General features: G+C 53.7%; 4 protein-coding genes. 2 read left to right on the top strand and 2 right to left on the bottom strand.

Annotated features, from left to right (window positions below):
- Positions 1–386: 386 nt before the first annotated feature.
- Positions 387–2,855 carry an OmpA family protein gene (locus GJJ30_RS19110; RefSeq protein WP_154176782.1) on the top strand — a complete coding sequence of 823 codons (2,469 nt, stop codon included), beginning with the start codon at positions 387–389 and terminating at the stop codon, positions 2,853–2,855.
- A gap of 78 nt (positions 2,856–2,933) precedes the next feature.
- On the opposite strand, the gene GJJ30_RS19105 is transcribed toward GJJ30_RS19110, so the two are convergent.
- On the bottom strand, positions 2,934–10,265 hold the full coding sequence (locus GJJ30_RS19105) for a putative Ig domain-containing protein (protein WP_154176781.1): 7,332 nt from the start codon (positions 10,263–10,265) through the stop codon (positions 2,934–2,936).
- Between the two features lie 317 nt (positions 10,266–10,582).
- On the opposite strand from GJJ30_RS19105, the gene ispE reads away from it, so the two are divergent.
- Positions 10,583–11,389: a 4-(cytidine 5'-diphospho)-2-C-methyl-D-erythritol kinase gene (gene ispE, locus GJJ30_RS19100; protein ID WP_154176780.1), complete on the top strand. Its 807-nt coding sequence runs from the start codon at positions 10,583–10,585 to the stop codon at positions 11,387–11,389.
- Positions 11,390–11,466: 77 nt separating this feature from the next.
- On the opposite strand, the gene GJJ30_RS19095 is transcribed toward ispE, so the two are convergent.
- Entirely contained in the window at positions 11,467–17,343 is a 5,877-nt protein-coding gene (locus GJJ30_RS19095; protein WP_170299231.1) for a putative Ig domain-containing protein, read from the bottom strand.
- Between the last annotated feature and the right edge of the window lie 212 nt (positions 17,344–17,555).

Raw genomic sequence — 17,555 nt, 5'->3', positions numbered from 1 at the left:
GTTATCAAAGTGTATAACGAATGTAAGGATAAATGTGCGTGCAGTGTTAAATTGAACAATTTAAAGTCTATTGTCCTTATTCTGACTCAATTTGGCTGGCATGATTTGTGTATCGGTAGATTTGTCACCGATTTTGACAGAAGAGTATTCACAGAAAAAATATACATTGCGCATTTATAGTTGCTTCATCAAACAAATTAAATTTTGTACAAAATCAGGTAACAATGTTTAGGGCATCTAAGAACAAAACATCGTCTCTTGATTAAAAGTGACCGCATCTGAAAGGTACACACTGTTGCTGATGACAGTTTGTAACCGGATTTATTTTCACGGAATTAACGTCTGAACCCGGTCTGGTGGCGCATCCTTCCCCGGACATCTATATTATGGGCACTTGTATTTTGAAACGTTGGCATCGACAGTTGGTTACCTGCGCACTTATTTTCTGGGTTGCGGGCATCTGCTGGGCACAATCCGATACGCTTCTGCAGGAAGCAAACCGCCAGTATACCCTGAAAGCGTACGGCCGGGCGATCGAGATTTATACCCAATTGCTGACCGAACCGGCCGGAAAACTGACGGCTGATCAGCGAATTACAGCTCAGGAAAACCTGGCTCATTCGTATCAACTGACCGGTGACCTGAAAAAAGCCGAACTGACGTACCGCGATTTGACGTCAACGACCGAACTGACCGGCCCTCACATCGAAAGCTACCTGCATTACGCCCAGACACTGGTTGGAAACGGAAGATACAGCGAGTCGCAGTTGATGTACGAGAAATACAACAAGCTGAAAGACAAAACCGCCGAAGCCGCATCAAGCCCGTTTCTGGACCCGGCAACCGGAATGATCGGCAAGAAAACCGCAACCCGCTATCGGCTGGAAGTGCTCTCGCTCAATACATCGAACGCCGAATTCAGTCCGATGTATTACCGCGACGGGCTGGTTTTTGTATCGGGCAAGAAAAGTACGACACTCGAAACCAGTGGCAAAGGGGGAGGGGGCAGTTACCTCGATCTGTTTTACGTACCGGATCGCCAACAACTGAAAACCAGTCAGTTGATCAAGGCGGATGGTACGGTAACCAAACCGGTGCAGTCCCGAAGCCGCAAAGACCGGCGGGCGGCCAGCGCCCAGCACAGTCGGGCGTCGGCCAACGATTCCCGTACCATCGGGGGTTACGCAGGCGGGATTACTATTTCGGACGGATTGCGGTTTTCGAAGGGCGTTCAGCCGTTTAGCCGCGCGCTCAACAGCCGCTACCACGAAGGCCCGGTTACCTTTTTCAGCGATGGCTATACAGTGGTTTTTACGCGGAACAATTACGATGGTCGGCGGGTGCGCCAAAGTACGGAGGGCGTTACCAACCTGAAACTCTACAAGGCCATTCAGCAAAACGGGACCTGGGTCAATATTGAAGAACTGCCGTTCAACAGCAACGATTATTCAGTTGGTCATCCGGCGCTGAGCAAAGACGATCAGTTGTTGTTTTTTGCCTCCGATATGCCCGGCGGAGTCGGCGGAACGGATCTGTACGTGTCCCGCAATGAAAACGGAAAATGGAGCAAACCGGTCAATCTGGGCAAGGAGATCAATACGAAAGGCAACGATCTGTTTCCGTTTATTGATGAAAGGGGCAATCTGTATTTTGCGTCCGATGGGCGGAAAGGGCTGGGCGGACTGGATATTTACTACGCGCCACTCGTCAACGGGCAATCGGCCGGACCGGTCGAACACCTCGATGCGCCGATCAATTCCGATCAGGATGATTTTGGGTTGATTACCGACGGCAACCGGAAAGGCGGTTATTTTAGTACCAACCGGCAGAAAGGAAACGATGATATTTTCCGGTTTGTCCGGGAAAGTTCGCTGTATGGATGCCGGAATCTGACGTTGCGGTTTTACGACGAGCTGACGAAACTGCCGGTCGATAGCGTATCGATTGACATCAAGGCCCGGGGCGAAGAGAAGAAAAACCGCACCGTTCTCACCCGGAAAGATGGCCTGGTGCAGCTGTGCCTGGAATCCAACAATGACTTTATTTTCCGGGCTTCGAAAGACGGTTATGTAACCAATACCGTTGGTTTTTCGACCAATGCCTTGACCGACGATTCGCCTTCGCGGCTGGAAATTTCGCTTAATAAACCGCCTAAAATTGTGGATACGGTGCAATACGTGCCCGCTTTAGCCAACGATGGCTGGGATATTGTCGATTCACAGAAGGCGCGGGTTCGCGGAATGATCAGGAGCGAAAAAGACCGGAAACCGATTGAAGGAGTAACCATTAATTTGAAAAATGACTGCGACGGCGCCATTCGGCAACTGATTACCGGTGCCGACGGCCGGTACGAATTTGAGCTGACCGAAGGCTGTGATTATACCCTCAGTGCCTCGAAAGAACGGTACGGAACGAATACGAGCCGAATTAAAAAAATAGGCCATAAGTCAACGACAAAGGTGCTTTCGGCCGATTTGAACATGCTGCGGGTTGGCGATATTGTTCAACTGGACAACATCTATTACGACCTGGACAAATGGACGATTCGGTCGGATGCGTCCCACGAACTGGATAAACTGGTGGCAACGATGCAGAAATACCCCTCGTTGACCGTCGAGATTCGGTCGCACACCGACAGCCGGGGCGATGCGGTTTACAACCGGTATTTATCGGCGCAGCGGGCCAATTCGGTCGTGAGTTACCTGGCTTCCAAAGGGATCAGCCGCAAACGGATGGTGGCCGCGGGCTATGGCGAGTCGTTATTGTTAAATGGTTGTGCCAACGACGTCGATTGTACGGAAGCCGAACATCAGCGCAACCGGCGAACCGAATTCAAGGTGTTGTCCATTAAATAGGGCTGAAAACCGATCCTGAATACATAAAAAAACCGCAGATTTGGCGTCTGCGGTTTTTCTGTTTTGTTAGTCTACCTTTTATCGATTGATCAACAACCGTTTGATGAATTGCTGATCGGCGGTTTTCAACTGTACGAAGTGAAGGCCGGTTCCGTTTTGGCTCAGATCGACATTCTCTTGTTGGGTTTGACCCGTCCCGACTACATCCTGTTGCCACATCACCCGGCCCAGCACATCCACCACCTGCAATTTAGCGGTTTTTTGAACGGGTAACCGGAAGCTGACCACCACCCGGCCACTGCTCGGGTTCGGACTAACCGACAGATCCGTCGTCAGTTCCGCACTGGCAACGCCCTCGCGACCGCCGTTGGGGCAGGTGAGTGTTTTAGGTGACCACTTCAGGATGTAAGTGCTGTTCGGGACCCGACCGCTGATTGAGTGAGGCTGACCATCCTTGAGAGAAGCCGGAACCGCGAAGGCGTAGCCGTGTACACCATTTCCTTTGTTCGCATCCTTCAAATCCTGGCGGAAATTACCCGCATCGGTGCTGCCAATAACCGTGTTTCCGTCCAGGAATTCCAGCGCAACAACCGTGTTGGGTTTATCCCGATTCCAGATCCAGCCCTGAATATTGTTACAATCAACCACATCCAGATAGCCTTCGTAATTGCCCGGTCCGCTGCTACCCGTTGTCGGGTTCGACGTTCCGGCCGTGTTCACGGTCAGCGTAAAGGTGGTTGAAACCGGTGAGTGCTTGTTGTCCGTTGCTGAATAGGTCAGCGTCGAAGTACCGGTAGCCGTTGGCGTTCCGCTGATGACCCGGGTGCCCGCATTGAACGACAGTCCGTTGGGCAGGCCCGTCAGCGTGTAGGTCAACGGATCGTTCTCGGCATCGGTGAAAACCGGCAAAGCATTGGCGGTAAAAGCGACGTTAACCGTTGCCGACAGGGGCGAAACCGCCGGAGCGACCGGAGCCGCATTCGTTGGCGGTGGTGTTCCTCCTCCCGTGTTCACCGTCAGCGTAACGGAAGTCGAAACCGGTGTATGCTTGTTGTCCGTCGCCGAATAGGTCAGTGTAAATGCGCCACTGGCTGTCGGGGTTCCCGAAATTTCGCGCGTTGACGCATTGAACGACATGCCGCTGGGCAGGCCCGTCAGCGTGTAGGTCAGCGGATCGTTTTCAGCATCGGTAAAGACCGGCAGTGAAGTAGTCTGGAAACCGACGTTGATGGTGGCCGACAGGGGCGATACTGCCGGAGCAACCGGAGCCGCATTCGTTGGTGGCGGAGTTCCGGTTCCGGTACAATTGATGAACCGGGCCGCATCTGCCGTAAATTTCAGGACAAATTCAGAGCCTTGAACGCGCCCCCAGATGGTGTGGTTCTGACCATCCTTAAGGCTTTCCGGAACGGGGAAGTCGAACCAGTGAATTCCGTTTCCTTTTCCGGCATCCTTCAGGTGTTGCTGATATACGTTGGCGGCAATGGCGGTGATGAAGGTTCCGTTGGCAATGGAAGGTCCTTCAAACAGTTCCACCGTAACCACCGAGTTGCCCTTGTCGCGTTCCCAGGCCCAGCCCGATAGCGTGGTACAGTTAATGACCAGGTAGCCGTCAAAGTTAGCGGCTGGTGCCGTCGTGCCGCCCGCGACCACCGTCAGGGTGATGTTCAGATCGGTTTTGTTCGGTCCATCGGAAGCTGAATAAGTCAGCGTCGAAGTACCTTGCTGAGTCGGTGTTCCGCTGATGACGCGGGTAGAGGCATTAAACGACAGACCATTCGGTAATCCCGTCAGTGTATAAGTCAGCGGGTCGGTGTCGGTAAATGCGGGCAGCGTTACGTTATAGGCTACATTAACCGTAGCTGTCAGAGCGGGTGCCGTTGGTTTTACGGGTGGCGTATTGACCGGTGGTTCACTCGAGCCGCTTACCGTCAGTGTCAGTGTCGTGGAAACCGGTGAATGTTTATTATCCGTCGCCGAATACGTCAGCGTAAACGTCCCACTAGCGGTGGGCATACCGGAAATTTCACGGGTACCGGCGTTAAACGACATCCCATTGGGCAATCCCGTCAGCGTGTAGGTCAACGGATCGTTCTCCGCATCGGTAAAGACCGGCAAAGAAGCCGTCTGGAAACCAACGTTGATAGTAGCCGAGAGGGGCGAAACCGCCGGAGCGACCGGAGCTGCATTGGCTGGTGGCTCGCTCGAGCCGCTTACCGTCATGACCAGCGTCACAGAAACCGGCGAATGCTTGTTGTCCGTGGCCGAATAGGTCAGCGTGAAACTACCACTAACCGTGGGCGTACCCGAAATTTCGCGGGTAGCGGTGTTAAACGACATGCCGCTGGGCAATCCCGTCAAGGTGTACGTCAAAGGATCGTTCTCGGCATCGGTGAACGCCAGCAGGGAAGTCGTCTGAAAACCGACGTTGATGGTGGCCGACAGGGGCGAAACCGCCGGAGCGACCGGAGCTTCGTTGGCCGGTGGTGTGTTCACCGTGTTTACCGTCAATGTCAGCGTAGTCGAAACCGGCGTATGCTTGTTGTCGGTGGCTGAATACGTCAGTGTAAATGTGCCACTGGCCGTCGGGGTTCCCGAAATTTCGCGCGTTGACGCATTGAACGACATGCCGCCGGGCAGGCCCGTCAGCGTGTAGGTCAGCGGATCGTTTTCGGCGTCGGTAAAGACCGGCAGCGAAGTGGTAGTGAAACCGGCGTTGATGGTGGCCGACAGGGGCGAAACCGCCGGAGCAACCGGAGCCGCATTGGGCGTTCCGCTTCCGGGGCAGTTGATGAATGTGGGCGCGCCGTCCGTAAATTTCAGGATAAAGGCTGATCCCTGCACGCGTCCCCAGATGGTGTGATTCTGGCCATCCTTGAGGCTTTCCGGAACGGGGAAGTCGAACCAGTGAATCCCGTTTCCTTTCCCGGCATCCTTCAGGTGTTGTTTATAAACGTTGGCGGCAATGGTGGTAATGAGGGTACCATTGGCAATGGAAGGCCCTTCAAACAACTCCACCGTAACCACCGCGTTGCCCTGCTCACGCTCCCAGGCCCAGCCCGATATTGTGGTACAATTAATGACCAGATAGCCGTCGTAATTGGAGGCCGGTGCCGTCGTGCCGCCTGTCACCACCGACAGGGTGATGTTCAGATCGGTTTTCGTGGTCCCATCGTTGGCCGAATAAACCAGTGTTGAGGTTCCCACCTGAGTTGGGGTTCCACTGATGACGCGCGTTGAGGCATTAAACGACAGGCCATTGGGCAGCCCCGTCAGCGTGTAAGTCAGCGGATCATTGTCGGTAAATGCGGGCAGCGTAACGTTGTACGCGACATTAACCGTTGCCGTTAAACCGGGTGCCGTTGGCGCCACCGGTGCGGGATTGGCTCCGCTGGGGGCCACTGTCAGAGTGACATTCAGATCGGTTTTGCTCGTCCCATCATTCGCCGAGTAAACCAGCGTAAATGTACCTGATTGCGTTGGCGTTCCGCTAATGACCCGGGTCGAGGCATTGAACGATAAGCCATTGGGCAAGCCCGTCAGCGTGTATATTAACGGGTTGGCATCGGTAAATACAGGCAGCGTTACATTATAGGCTACACTAACCGTTGCCGCCAGGGGTGATACTGAGGGCGGGATGGGCGCTGGATTGGCGGCCGATCCAACGGTCAAGGTAATGTTCAGATCGGTTTTCGTGGTTCCATCGTTGGCCGAGTAAACCAGCGTTGAAGTACCGGTGGCCGTTGGCGTTCCGCTGATCACCCGGGTCGATGCATTAAACGACAGCCCATTGGGTAAACCCGTCAGCGTGTAGGTCAACGGATCAGTATCGGTGAATGCAGGCAGCGTAACGCTATACGCGGCATTGACCGTCGCCGTCAACGAAGGAGCTGCGGGAGCGCTTGGCGGAGTATTGGCTGTGCCCGGACAGTTCAGCGTTTTAAACTGATCTGACGGAACCCGGATGAGCACATAGTTCGAGTTCAAAACCCGGGCCCAAATGGTGTACGTTTGACCGGTTTTGATGGAATTTGGCACGTTAAATACATAACCGTGTACGCCATTTCCTTTGCCCGCAACCAGCAAATCGTTCCGGAAAACGTTAGCCACCACCGTACCGATCGGGGTTGCTGATTCGATGGGGGAGGTTGCTCCGGGGGCCGCCAGGAATTCAACGGTATACGGTGCATTCGGGCTGTCATAATTGAAAACCCAGCCTGAGATCGTGTTGCAATTGACCTGATCCAGGTATCCTTCGAAACTACCCGTCACCACGCCCGAGCCGGCATTCACCGTTAAGGTGATGGTGAGATTTACCGCCGGACTCTTGTTGTCGGTGGCCGAATAGGTCAGGTTGTAAGAAGTCGCCTGCGTCGGTGTCCCGCTGATCACGCGTGTCCCGGCATTGAACTGCAGCGTACCCGGAAGTCCCGTTAAGGTGTACGTCAGGGCATCGCCATCGGCGTCGGTAAAGACCGGCAAGGTCGTTGAAAAACTGGTATTCGCCGTCGCCGTCAGGGTCGAAATCGTTGGGGCTGCAGGCGGAACGTTGGTCGGAGCATTCGCACTTACGTTTAACGTAACCGTCATACTGACCGCCGGATTCTTCCCATCGTTGGCCGAATAAGTCAGGTTATAGGAAGCAACCTGCGTTGGAGTACCGCTGATCACGCGCGTGCCGGCATTGAACTGCAACGTACCGGGAAGTCCCGTCAAGGTGTACGTCAGCGCATCGCCATCGGCGTCGGTGAAAACCGGTAAGGTCGTTGAAAAACTCGTATTCGCCGTTGCCGTCAGTCCTGAAACCGTCGGAGCGGTAGGGGGAACGTTCGCGGGCGGGGCGCCGGTGGTTGTCGCCGTTGCGGTATTACTGTTGGCCGAAACGTTGCCGGTTGGGTCAACGGCCCGAATAAAGAAGTAATATTCCGTATTCGCGCTCAAACCCGTTGCCGTGTAAGTGGTCCCGGAATTGACATCGGCAATTTTGGTATTGTTCCGATAAACCTCATAACTGGCCACGCTGGAATTATCCGTGGAGGCTGTCCAGGTTAATTTGATCGAGTTTTGCGTGATGTTGCTGAGGGCGAGAGCCGTTGGCGCCGTTGGGGGCTGCTTGTCGGCCGCATCCGAAACGACATTGAACGACTTTTCAACCGGACGGGCGGGTTTAAATCCGTCGCCACCGTGTTGAGCCGCCCGAATGGTTACTCTGCCCAGGCGTCCGGTCAGGAAAACTTTTCCTTCGGCAATAACCGCCGGTCCTTCAATGACATAAAAGATAACGGGTTTACCCGATGAGGCCGATGCTTCGGGGGTGAACGCTGCCGAATTCGGCGCCCGGTCGGCAATGTCGTTGAGCGTAATGGTCTGGGCCGTACCGGGGCAATCGGGATAAATGTACCGGATGGTTTCCGTCTTCAAACCACCGGCATCGGTTACTTCCAGCTTCACCCCGTACCAGAACGTCAGCGTTCCGTCGCAGCCGATCGGTGGCAGTGAAGCCGTTGCGGTTTGGCTGGTCGTGATAAAGTCGTCGTGCTGGTGGTCATTGTGAAAGAGCGAAACCGTCCATTTGTAACTGAGTTGATTGGCGGGCGTTTCGTCATTGATAACCGCCGACAGATTGATATTCCGGATGTCGTCCAGGTTCATCTGGGTCAGCCCATCGACGCTGGTGCTGACAATCACCGGCGCATTGTTATTGGCACTACTGACGGTAATGGCTTTCGTCGTCTGGTTGGTTTTTCCGTCCGGATCCGTCACCGTCAGTTTAACCGTATAAACCGTCGAAGTGGCGTTGGTGGTGAACGTATGTTCCGGGTTCGCGGCTGTGCTTGAGGTATTGTCACCAAAATCCCAGGCGTACGTCAGGGCTTTTCCGTCCGGGTCGTAGGAAGTATTTCCGGTAAATTTCACGGTTAACGGACTGGCACCATTGGTTTTGTCGGACAAAATAACCGCAACCGGGGGGCTACCTCCCGATGCGCCGTTGTAAATCATGCGCCGTACCCGCTCTCCGCCCGGTTCGGGGTAGCGCAGGTAATACATGTTTTTGTCGACGGGGTTAAAAGCAACGCAGGTGATGTACTGGTAGGAGCTACCGCCATCCATCACTTTCGTCAGGGTTTCGGGCTGCGGCTGGTTGTCACTATCGAACGCTATTCTGGAAATCCAGCCCCCGTTGAAATCCGCAAAATAATAGGCATTCTGGTATTCGGCCGGGTAATTTCCTCCACCGGGATGCCAGTTCCCACCGATCGCGCAATAACCTGGCAAAACATTGGCCGGAGTGGTATTAATATTCGTCAGTGTTTCGTTGCGGTTTACCTGCCCCGGTCCTGAACGCCAGGAGATGGCCGGCCGGGCAAACGTGACCCCGGCGGGTTTGTATTCGGTTTTGGAATATGGACGAGTGGAATTCACCATCCCTTCCTGAAACGGCCAGCCGTAGTTGGCGCCTTTCCGGATCACGTTGATCTCTTCCCAGTCCGTAAACCCAACGTCGCCTATGTACAGCGCACCCGGGTTACCGGCATTGATATCGGAACTTCCGGTATTGGGCCGGATTCCCGACCGGAACGGTTGACGAAGACCGGAAGCATAAATCCGGCTTTTGATTGAGCGGGGCGCACTGGGATTGTAGTCCGGGTTGCCGGGCAAACCGTCGCCATTCTCCGGGTTGATGCGGAGGACTTTACCGTTTAGGGAAAAGTCGACCTGAGAGCGGTAGCTACCGATGTTCTCGGCCGCCGTCATAAAGCCATTCTGGATGGATTGGCTGTAGTAAGTTTCGGAGTAAGATCCCTGATCGAAAGCCGGGGCGGCTCCGTCGCCGGTCGGAACGAGCAGCGAGTTATCAGCACCCATCGACAAACCACCTCCGGCGTGGGAGCTGGATGTCAGCGGAATACAGTCTCCCGGAACCCCTTTACTTGGATTATTCGGGTCTGGCGCACCAATCAGAATCTGACGGCTATTCGCTTTGATGGATTTAAAACCATCGTCTTTATTGGCCTCGTAACGGGTCACCCGGGCGTAGGTGCCCTGCCATTTGACCGAGGCATACTTGATAACGTAATAGAGATAAAACCGGCCGTTTGTCAGGAAGTTATTATCCAGAACCATACTCAACAGCCCAAAGTCGTCGTAGCGGCCTACTTCACCCGAAATATCGAGGAGCTGCGATTTTGCTTTCGTCTGCGGATCAACCCGGATAACCCGGCCATCGATTGTCCAGGCATACATTGCGCCGTTTTTATCAAACGTAAATCCAACGGCTCCCGAGAGGTCTCCAGCGTATACTTCTTCGGAAAAGTTCGGTTTAAACTGACTGTAGGACTTCGAACCAAAGCACGCTAGCAGGAAAAAGAGTAGGGCTAAGAATTTAAGTTTAGTACAGAAATTTGTCATAAAATTAGGTTTACTTTAAAATACCATTCTGCGCAGATCGACCCCAAACCGGGCAATTAATTAGAGATGGGAAACAGCCATTTCGGGCAAAAAACTGGAATTAACCAGACTAAGTGTCCTATATTTATTCCCTAAAAGTTTGAATTGTGGGAGGAAACTTCGCTGGAAATATAGGAAAAATCCAAATGTTTCCAACCTAGCTTAAACCTCTTTTTACTAAACGGTATACTTAAAGTGCTACTATTCAAAGGCATTGGTAACATTTGATGTTTTCATATGTTTTGAAAAAATTATCCAAAGGTCCTAATCTGAATTAAATGATAGTCTTTCCGAATGCCAAGATTAACATCGGTTTACAGATCACCGAAAAGCGGCCCGATGGCTTCCACAACCTTGAATCGTGTTTTTACCCGATCCCGGTTAGTGATTTACTGGAGGTCATTCCGGATTCAAAAACCGGGTTCGAGGTGGATGGTACCGATATTCCGGGGGATGTAACCACCAACCTCTGTTTAAGGGCCTATGATCTTTTAAAACGCGATTTTGAACTGCCCCCCGTCCAGATGTACCTCTACAAACAAATCCCGATCGGCGCAGGCCTGGGGGGAGGATCAGCGGACGCGGCATTTACACTCCGTTTGTTAAATGAACAATTTGCATTGGCATTGTCAATTGAGCAGTTAGAAACGTATGCACGACAGTTAGGGAGTGATTGTGCTTTTTTTATCCAGAATCGACCCCGGTATTGCTTCGAAAAAGGTGATCGTTTTGAAGATATTGACCTGTCCCTGAGTGGGTACACCCTCGTCCTGGTGTATCCCAATCTGGCTATTTCAACGGCAGAAGCTTACGCCGGCATTCAGCCGCAAAAACCGTCCGTATCACTCCGTACGGCATTGCAGGCTCCGGTCGGAGACTGGCAAAAAACCATTCGGAACGACTTTGAAAATACACTGTTCAGGAAATATCCTCTACTCGATAGGATTAAACAAGAACTATACCAAGGGGGGGCGGTTTATGCCAGTATGAGTGGTTCGGGGTCAACTATTTACGGTATTTTCGAGCAAGCGGTACATTTACCCGATCATTTTCAGCACTACCAGGTCTGGCAAAAGACATTATAAGGAGTGATTCGAATCCCGGAAGTCCAATAAAACAGAAACCCGCCGAACGAACCGGCGGGTTTCTGTTTTAACGAGTTTTAGCGGTTGATCAGCAATCGTTTGGTAACAATCTGTTTGGCGGTTTGCAACTGAATTAAGTACAAATTAGCGCCTGCCGGAGCCAGATCGACCGTCTCGCGTTCGACTTTGCCCGTACCGATCATGGGCTTCTGCCAAACCGGCCGGCCCATCATGTCCACGATCTGCAAATCGGCCCACTGGTCGGCTTCCACCCGGTAGCTGATTTCCACACGTCCCCGGCTGGGGTTCGGGCTAACCGACAGGTCCATGCTGATTTCTACGCGCTCTCCAACGCCCTGCCGACTACCCGCCGGACAGGTCAGTACCTTGGGCGACCACTTCAAGGTGAAGTTTCCACCCGGCACCCGGCCACTGATTGAGTGCGGTTTTCCATCCTTCAGAGAAGCCGGTACCGTGAAAGCGTAGCCGTGAATACCGTTGCCTTTGTTGGCGTTTTTCAGATCCTGACGGAAAATATTGGCATCTATGGTGCCGACCACGGTACTTCCCTCCACAAATTCAACAGTGATGGGGGTATTCGGCCGGTTTTTATCCCAAATCCAACCCTGAATGCTGCCACACTCAACGACGTCCAGATAGCCTTCATAGTTGCCAGGTCCGCTGCCACCGGTTGGCGGTGGGTCGGTGGTTCCTCCGGCCGTGTTCACGGTCAGGGTAAAGGTGGTCGAAACCGCGGCATGCTTGTTGTCCGTCGCCGAATACGTCAGCGTCGAGGTGCCACTGGCCGTCGGGGTTCCCGAAATGACGCGGTTGGATGCATTGAACGACAGTCCGTTGGGCAAGCCCGTTAAGGTGTACGTCAACGGATCGTTTTCGGCATCGGTGAAAACCGGCAGAGCACTGGCGGTAAATGCGACGTTAATAGTGGCCGACAGGGGCGAAACCGCCGGAGCAACCGGGGCCGCATTAGCGGGTGGTGTTCCTCCTCCTGCGTTCACCGTCAGCGTAACCGACGTCGAAACCGCTGAGTGCTTGTTGTCCGTCGCCGAATAGGTCAGCGTAAACGTACCGCTGGCCGTCGGGGTGCCACTGATAACCCGATTCGAAGCATTGAACGACAGCCCGTTGGGTAAGCCCGTCAGGGTGTAGGTCAGCGGATCATTCTCGGCATCGGTGAAAACCGGCAGGGCATTGGCCGTGAAGCCAACATTGATGGTGGCCGATAAAGGTGAAACCGCCGGAGCAACTGGGGCTGCATTCGTTGGCGTTCCACTTCCGGGGCAGTTGATGAACGTCGGCGCGCCGGTTGAATATTTTAGCACAAAGGCCGATCCCTGCACGCGTCCCCAGATGGTGTGATTCTGACCGTCTTTGAGATTGTCCGGAACGGGGAAATCAAATCCATGAATCCCGTTTCCTTTCCCGGCATCCTTCAGGTGTTGCTGAAAGATGTTGGCGGGAATGGCAGTGATGAAGGTGCCGTTGGCAATCGAAGGGCCTTCAAACAGCTCGACGGTAACCACGGCATTACCGCGATCGCGTTCCCAGGCCCAACCCGAAATCGAACCACAGCTCAGGACGAGATAGCCGTCGAAGTTAGCCGCCGGGGCAACTGCGCCGGTCGTGACCGTCAGGGTGATGTTGACATCTTCGGTGACCTTGCCATCATTGGCCGCGTAAACCAGCGTGAAGGTGCCTGATTGCGTCGGCGTTCCGGAAATAACCCGGGTGGATGCGTTGAACGACAATCCGTTGGGCAAGCCCGTCAGCGAATACGTCAGCGGATCAGTATCGGTGAAGGCCGGAAGTTGGGCCGACGTATAAGCCGTGTTGATAACGGCCGACAAAGGCGAAACCGTCGGGGCGGCCGGTGGAACATTGCTCGGCGGATTATTGGCTTCGTGGACGGTCAGCGCAAAAGTGGTCGAAACCGCTGAGTGCTTGTTGTCCGTCGCCGAATACGTCAGCGTGAACGTGCCCGACTGCGTTGGTGTCCCACTGATAACCCGGTTGGATGCATTGAACGACAGCCCGTTGGGCAGACCCGTCAGCGTGTACGTCAACGGATCGTTTTCGGCGTCGGTGAAAACCGGCAGGGCATTGGCGGTAAAGGCGACGTTAATGGTGGCCGACAGGGGCGAAACCGCCGGAGCGACCGGAGCTTCATTGGCCGGTGGTGTGTTCACCGTGTTCACCGTCAGGGCCAGCGTGGTCGAAACCGCTGAATGCTTGTTGTCGGTGGCTGAGTAAGTCAGCGTAAACGTGCCACTGACTGTGGGCGTACCGGAAATTTCACGGGTACCGGCGTTAAACGACATGCCGTTGGGCAAGCCCGTCAGCGTGTACGTCAGCGGATCGTTTTCGGCGTCGGTAAAGACCGGCAGTGAAGTCGTCTGGAAACCGGCATTGATAGTGGCCGACAGGGGCGAAACCGCCGGAGCGACCGGAGCCGCATTGGGCGTTCCGCTGCCGGGGCAGTTGATGAATGTCGGCATGCCGGTCGAGAACTTCAGCACAAAGGCTGATCCCTGGACGCGTCCCCAAATGGTGTGATTCTGGCCATCTTTGAGGCTTTCCGGAACGGGGAAGTCGAACCAGTGAATCCCGTTTCCTTTCCCGGCATCCTTCAGGTGTTGTTGAAACACATCCGCTGCAATGGTAGTGATGAGGGTACCGTTGGCAATGGATGACCCTTCAAACAGTTCGACTGTGACTACGGCATTGCCGCGATCGCGTTCCCAGGCCCAGCCCGAAATCGTGTTGCAGCTCAAAACGAGATAACCGTCATAGTTTGCCGCCGGGGCGACTGCGCCGGTCGTCACCGTCAGGGTAATGTTAACATTCCCGGAGACTTTTCCATCGTTAGCCGTATAGACCAGTGTGAAGGTGCCCGATTGCGTCGGCGTTCCGGAAATGACGCGGTTAGACGCGTTGAACGACAACCCGTTGGGCAAGCCCGTCAGCGAATACGTCAGCGGATCAGTATCGGTGAAGGCCGGAAGCTGGGCCGACGTATAAGCCGTGTTGATAACGGCCGACAAAGGCGAAACCGTCGGAGCGGCCGGTGGAACATTGCCCGGATTTGTTGCCTCGTTGACGATCAGTGAAAAAGTCACACTGCTTTTGAGGCCCGGCTGATCGGTGGCCGAGTAGGTCAGGCTGTAGGTGCCGGTGGTCGTTGGCGTACCCGTAATGACCCGGGTTGTCGCGTTAAACGACAACGTGCCGGGTAAACCAAGCAGTTGATACGTCAGCGGAGTGTTTTCCGGATCGGTAAAAGCCGCCAGTGCCGCTGAGGTGAAACTGGTATTTACAAATGCCGACAGCGACGATACAGAAGGCGGAGTCGGCGGCTGATTGGCGGGCGCGTCCAGCGTTGTTACGTTGGCCGTGTTGCTATTGCCGGAGGTATTCGAAGCGGCATCGCGGGCAACCACCACGAATGCGTACGCCGTGTTGGCCGTCAAACCGGTGACTGCGAAACTGGTACCGTTGACGACGTTGGTATTAATTTTGGTGCCACCCCGGTAAACATCGTAGCCGACCACGCCCACATTATCGGTCGAAGCATTCCAGTTCAGTTGCAGACTCGTCTGGGTGATGTTGGAAGCCGCTAAACCGGTCGGCGCTGAAGGAGCCTCCGTATCCGGTGTCGATGGCGCGTTGTTAGTGACCATAAACGACCGTTCGACCGGCTGGGCATATTTGTACGTACCGTTGCCGTGCTGGGTGGCCCGAATTGTAACCAGACCTATTCCACCAGTGAATTTGATCTGGCCGTTTTCAATAACCGCGGGCCCATCGACCGAAAATAACGTAACCGGTAAGCCCGAAGAAGCCGAAACCGGTGGCCGGAACGGTGGCGTATTGGGTGCTTTGTCACCAATCGGATTAAAGGTGATCGTTTGCTGTTGACCCGGACAGGCCAGGTAAATATATTTGGTGTACGTCGTGGTTAAGCCACTGGCATCGGTAACTTCCAAAACCATCCCATACCAGTAACTCGCTTCTCCATCGCAGGTTCCTTCCGACAGGTTGACTGTACCCGAGCGACCATTGATAATGGAGATGGCGTGCCGGTGATCGTTGTGGTATAAATAAACCGTCCACTTGTAAGTCAACTGCTCCGCCGGAGTCTGGGCGTCCGATGCGGTAGCGTTCAGGTTGATGGTTTGCGGCAGCGTAATCTGGCTGTAGCTATCGACCGTGGTCGATTCAACAACCGGCGGGGTGTTGTTGATTGAAATCACGGTCTGCGTCGTGCTGCTTTTTCCCTGACTATCCGTAACCTTTAGCGAAACGTTGTAGCTTTTCGTACCCGCGTTTGTAAAGGTTTTCAAGGGCGGAGTCATCGTCCGGTTTACCGAACTTCCATCTCCGAAATTCCATTCATAGGTGAGGGCTCCACCTTCCGGATCATAGGAGTCTTTAGCCGAAAAATTGATCGATAACGGACTGCTGCCGAATGATTTATCCTTCGTAATGACGGCGGCAGGCGGTTGATTAGTCGTAAAGGCAAGCTGACGAACCAACGATTTTTCGCCCAGCGTAATGTAGTACATATTGCGGTCGTACGGATTAAAAGCCATGCCCACAATCCGGTCGGAATACTCCGTAACGGTCATTTTGGTGGCCATTTTAAAAATACTTCCCGCTTCGGGATTCTGGTCGTGACCAAATTTGGCACCCGCAATCCAGCCCGTTCCGTAATCAGCAAAGTAGTACGTATCCTGAAATTCTTTCGGATAGTTACCACCCCCTTCGTGCCAGGCGCCCCCGATAATACAGTTTCCTTCGAGCGGACGTTTGTCGGAACTAACGACTGCATCGCCCTGAATGACCTGCGTGTTTTTATTTTCCCGGTATTGAATGCGGGGTTTAACGGGATTCGCCGGTTTGAAAACTTCCGTTTTCCAGTACTCATTCCGGCCTTTATCCACTCCTTCGTAGTACGGCCAGCCGAAATTTTGTCCCGGTGCCGTTACAACATTAAGCTCTTCCCAATACGAAAAACCGACATCACCCACGTACAACACCCCCGGGTTTCCGTTGGCGGGGTTCGAGTCACCGGTATTTGGCCGGACCGTCAGCCGGAAAGCCTGCCGGAAGCCCAGGGCATAGATACGGTTTTGCGGTTCGCGGGCGCTGATGCCGGCGTTGTAGAATGGATTGGAAGGATATCCGTCACCATTTTCCGGATTTACGCGGAGAACTTTACCATTGTGCGAAAACAGAACCTGGGCCTTGTAAGCACCGATGTTCTCCGTAATTTTATTTTTATCATAGGCATTGCAGCCACCGTACGGATCGTTCGGCAGCGATTTCAGGATTTTCCGGTCAATAGCCTGTCTGAACCAGGTCATGGTACCGTTACAGCCAATGTCGGGTTCAATAAAGCTGGCGGCATCACCCGTACCTAACAAAATACTTCCGTCCTCCCCGGTGGCGAGTCCACCGCCCCCGTGCGAAGGCGTAACGATGGGAATACCGGTTTCGAGGGTTTCGCCAATCAGGATTTTCCGGCTGGCCAGATCAGCCTTGTACTCGTTCGCCGGATTAACGGTGTAGCGGGTAAGGCGTCCAATCGTTGCGACATCGTCGGTCGACTTTTTGGGATCATAACCGGGTTTGCCGAAGTTGTCGTAATAATACATATCTACGATGTAGTAGATATAAAACCGCCCGTTGGTCAAATGGTCGCGGTCCAGCGTGATTCCCATGACGCCGTGGTCACCATAACCGGCTACTTCTTCCCCAATGTCCAGGATAAGCGTCGCTTTGGTTTCCCCCCGTTTGATGCGGTAAATCTGCCCGTAGCGGCAGGCAATGTACAAGTTGCCGCCTTTGTCGAACATGATGCTGGTAGCAGCCTTGAAATTTACTGCGGGATTCGGCGCTGGGCTGGCCGAATTAATGTAATCCCTGTCTTCCATATTGATTCCCACTTGCCCATATCCTGCCAGAGACAGAAAAATGGACAAAATCAAAGCAGCACACGTTCGTGAAGTAAAGGAATTGAGCATAGATAGTTGAGTAGTTAATGAAACACCAGTGAGCACCTCAGCCAAACAACAGATAATCGGAAGATTGTTAATTTTTGGAAAGATAGGTAACAAAAATTGGGCCGCAAAACCCAGAGTTACTC

The organism is Larkinella terrae, assembly GCF_009668025.1.
Taxonomy (GTDB): Bacteria; Bacteroidota; Bacteroidia; order Cytophagales; family Spirosomataceae; genus Larkinella; species Larkinella terrae.
This window is presented reverse-complemented; position numbering and strand designations above follow the sequence as displayed.

Coding starts and splice junctions, on each gene's coding strand:
- GJJ30_RS19110 (WP_154176782.1), top strand. CDS start 387: ATGGGCACTTGTATTTTGAAACGTTGGCATCGACAGTTGGTTACCTGC.
- GJJ30_RS19105 (WP_154176781.1), bottom strand. CDS start 10,265: ATGACAAATTTCTGTACTAAACTTAAATTCTTAGCCCTACTCTTTTTC.
- ispE (WP_154176780.1), top strand. CDS start 10,583: ATGATAGTCTTTCCGAATGCCAAGATTAACATCGGTTTACAGATCACC.
- GJJ30_RS19095 (WP_170299231.1), bottom strand. CDS start 17,343: ATGGAAGACAGGGATTACATTAATTCGGCCAGCCCAGCGCCGAATCCC.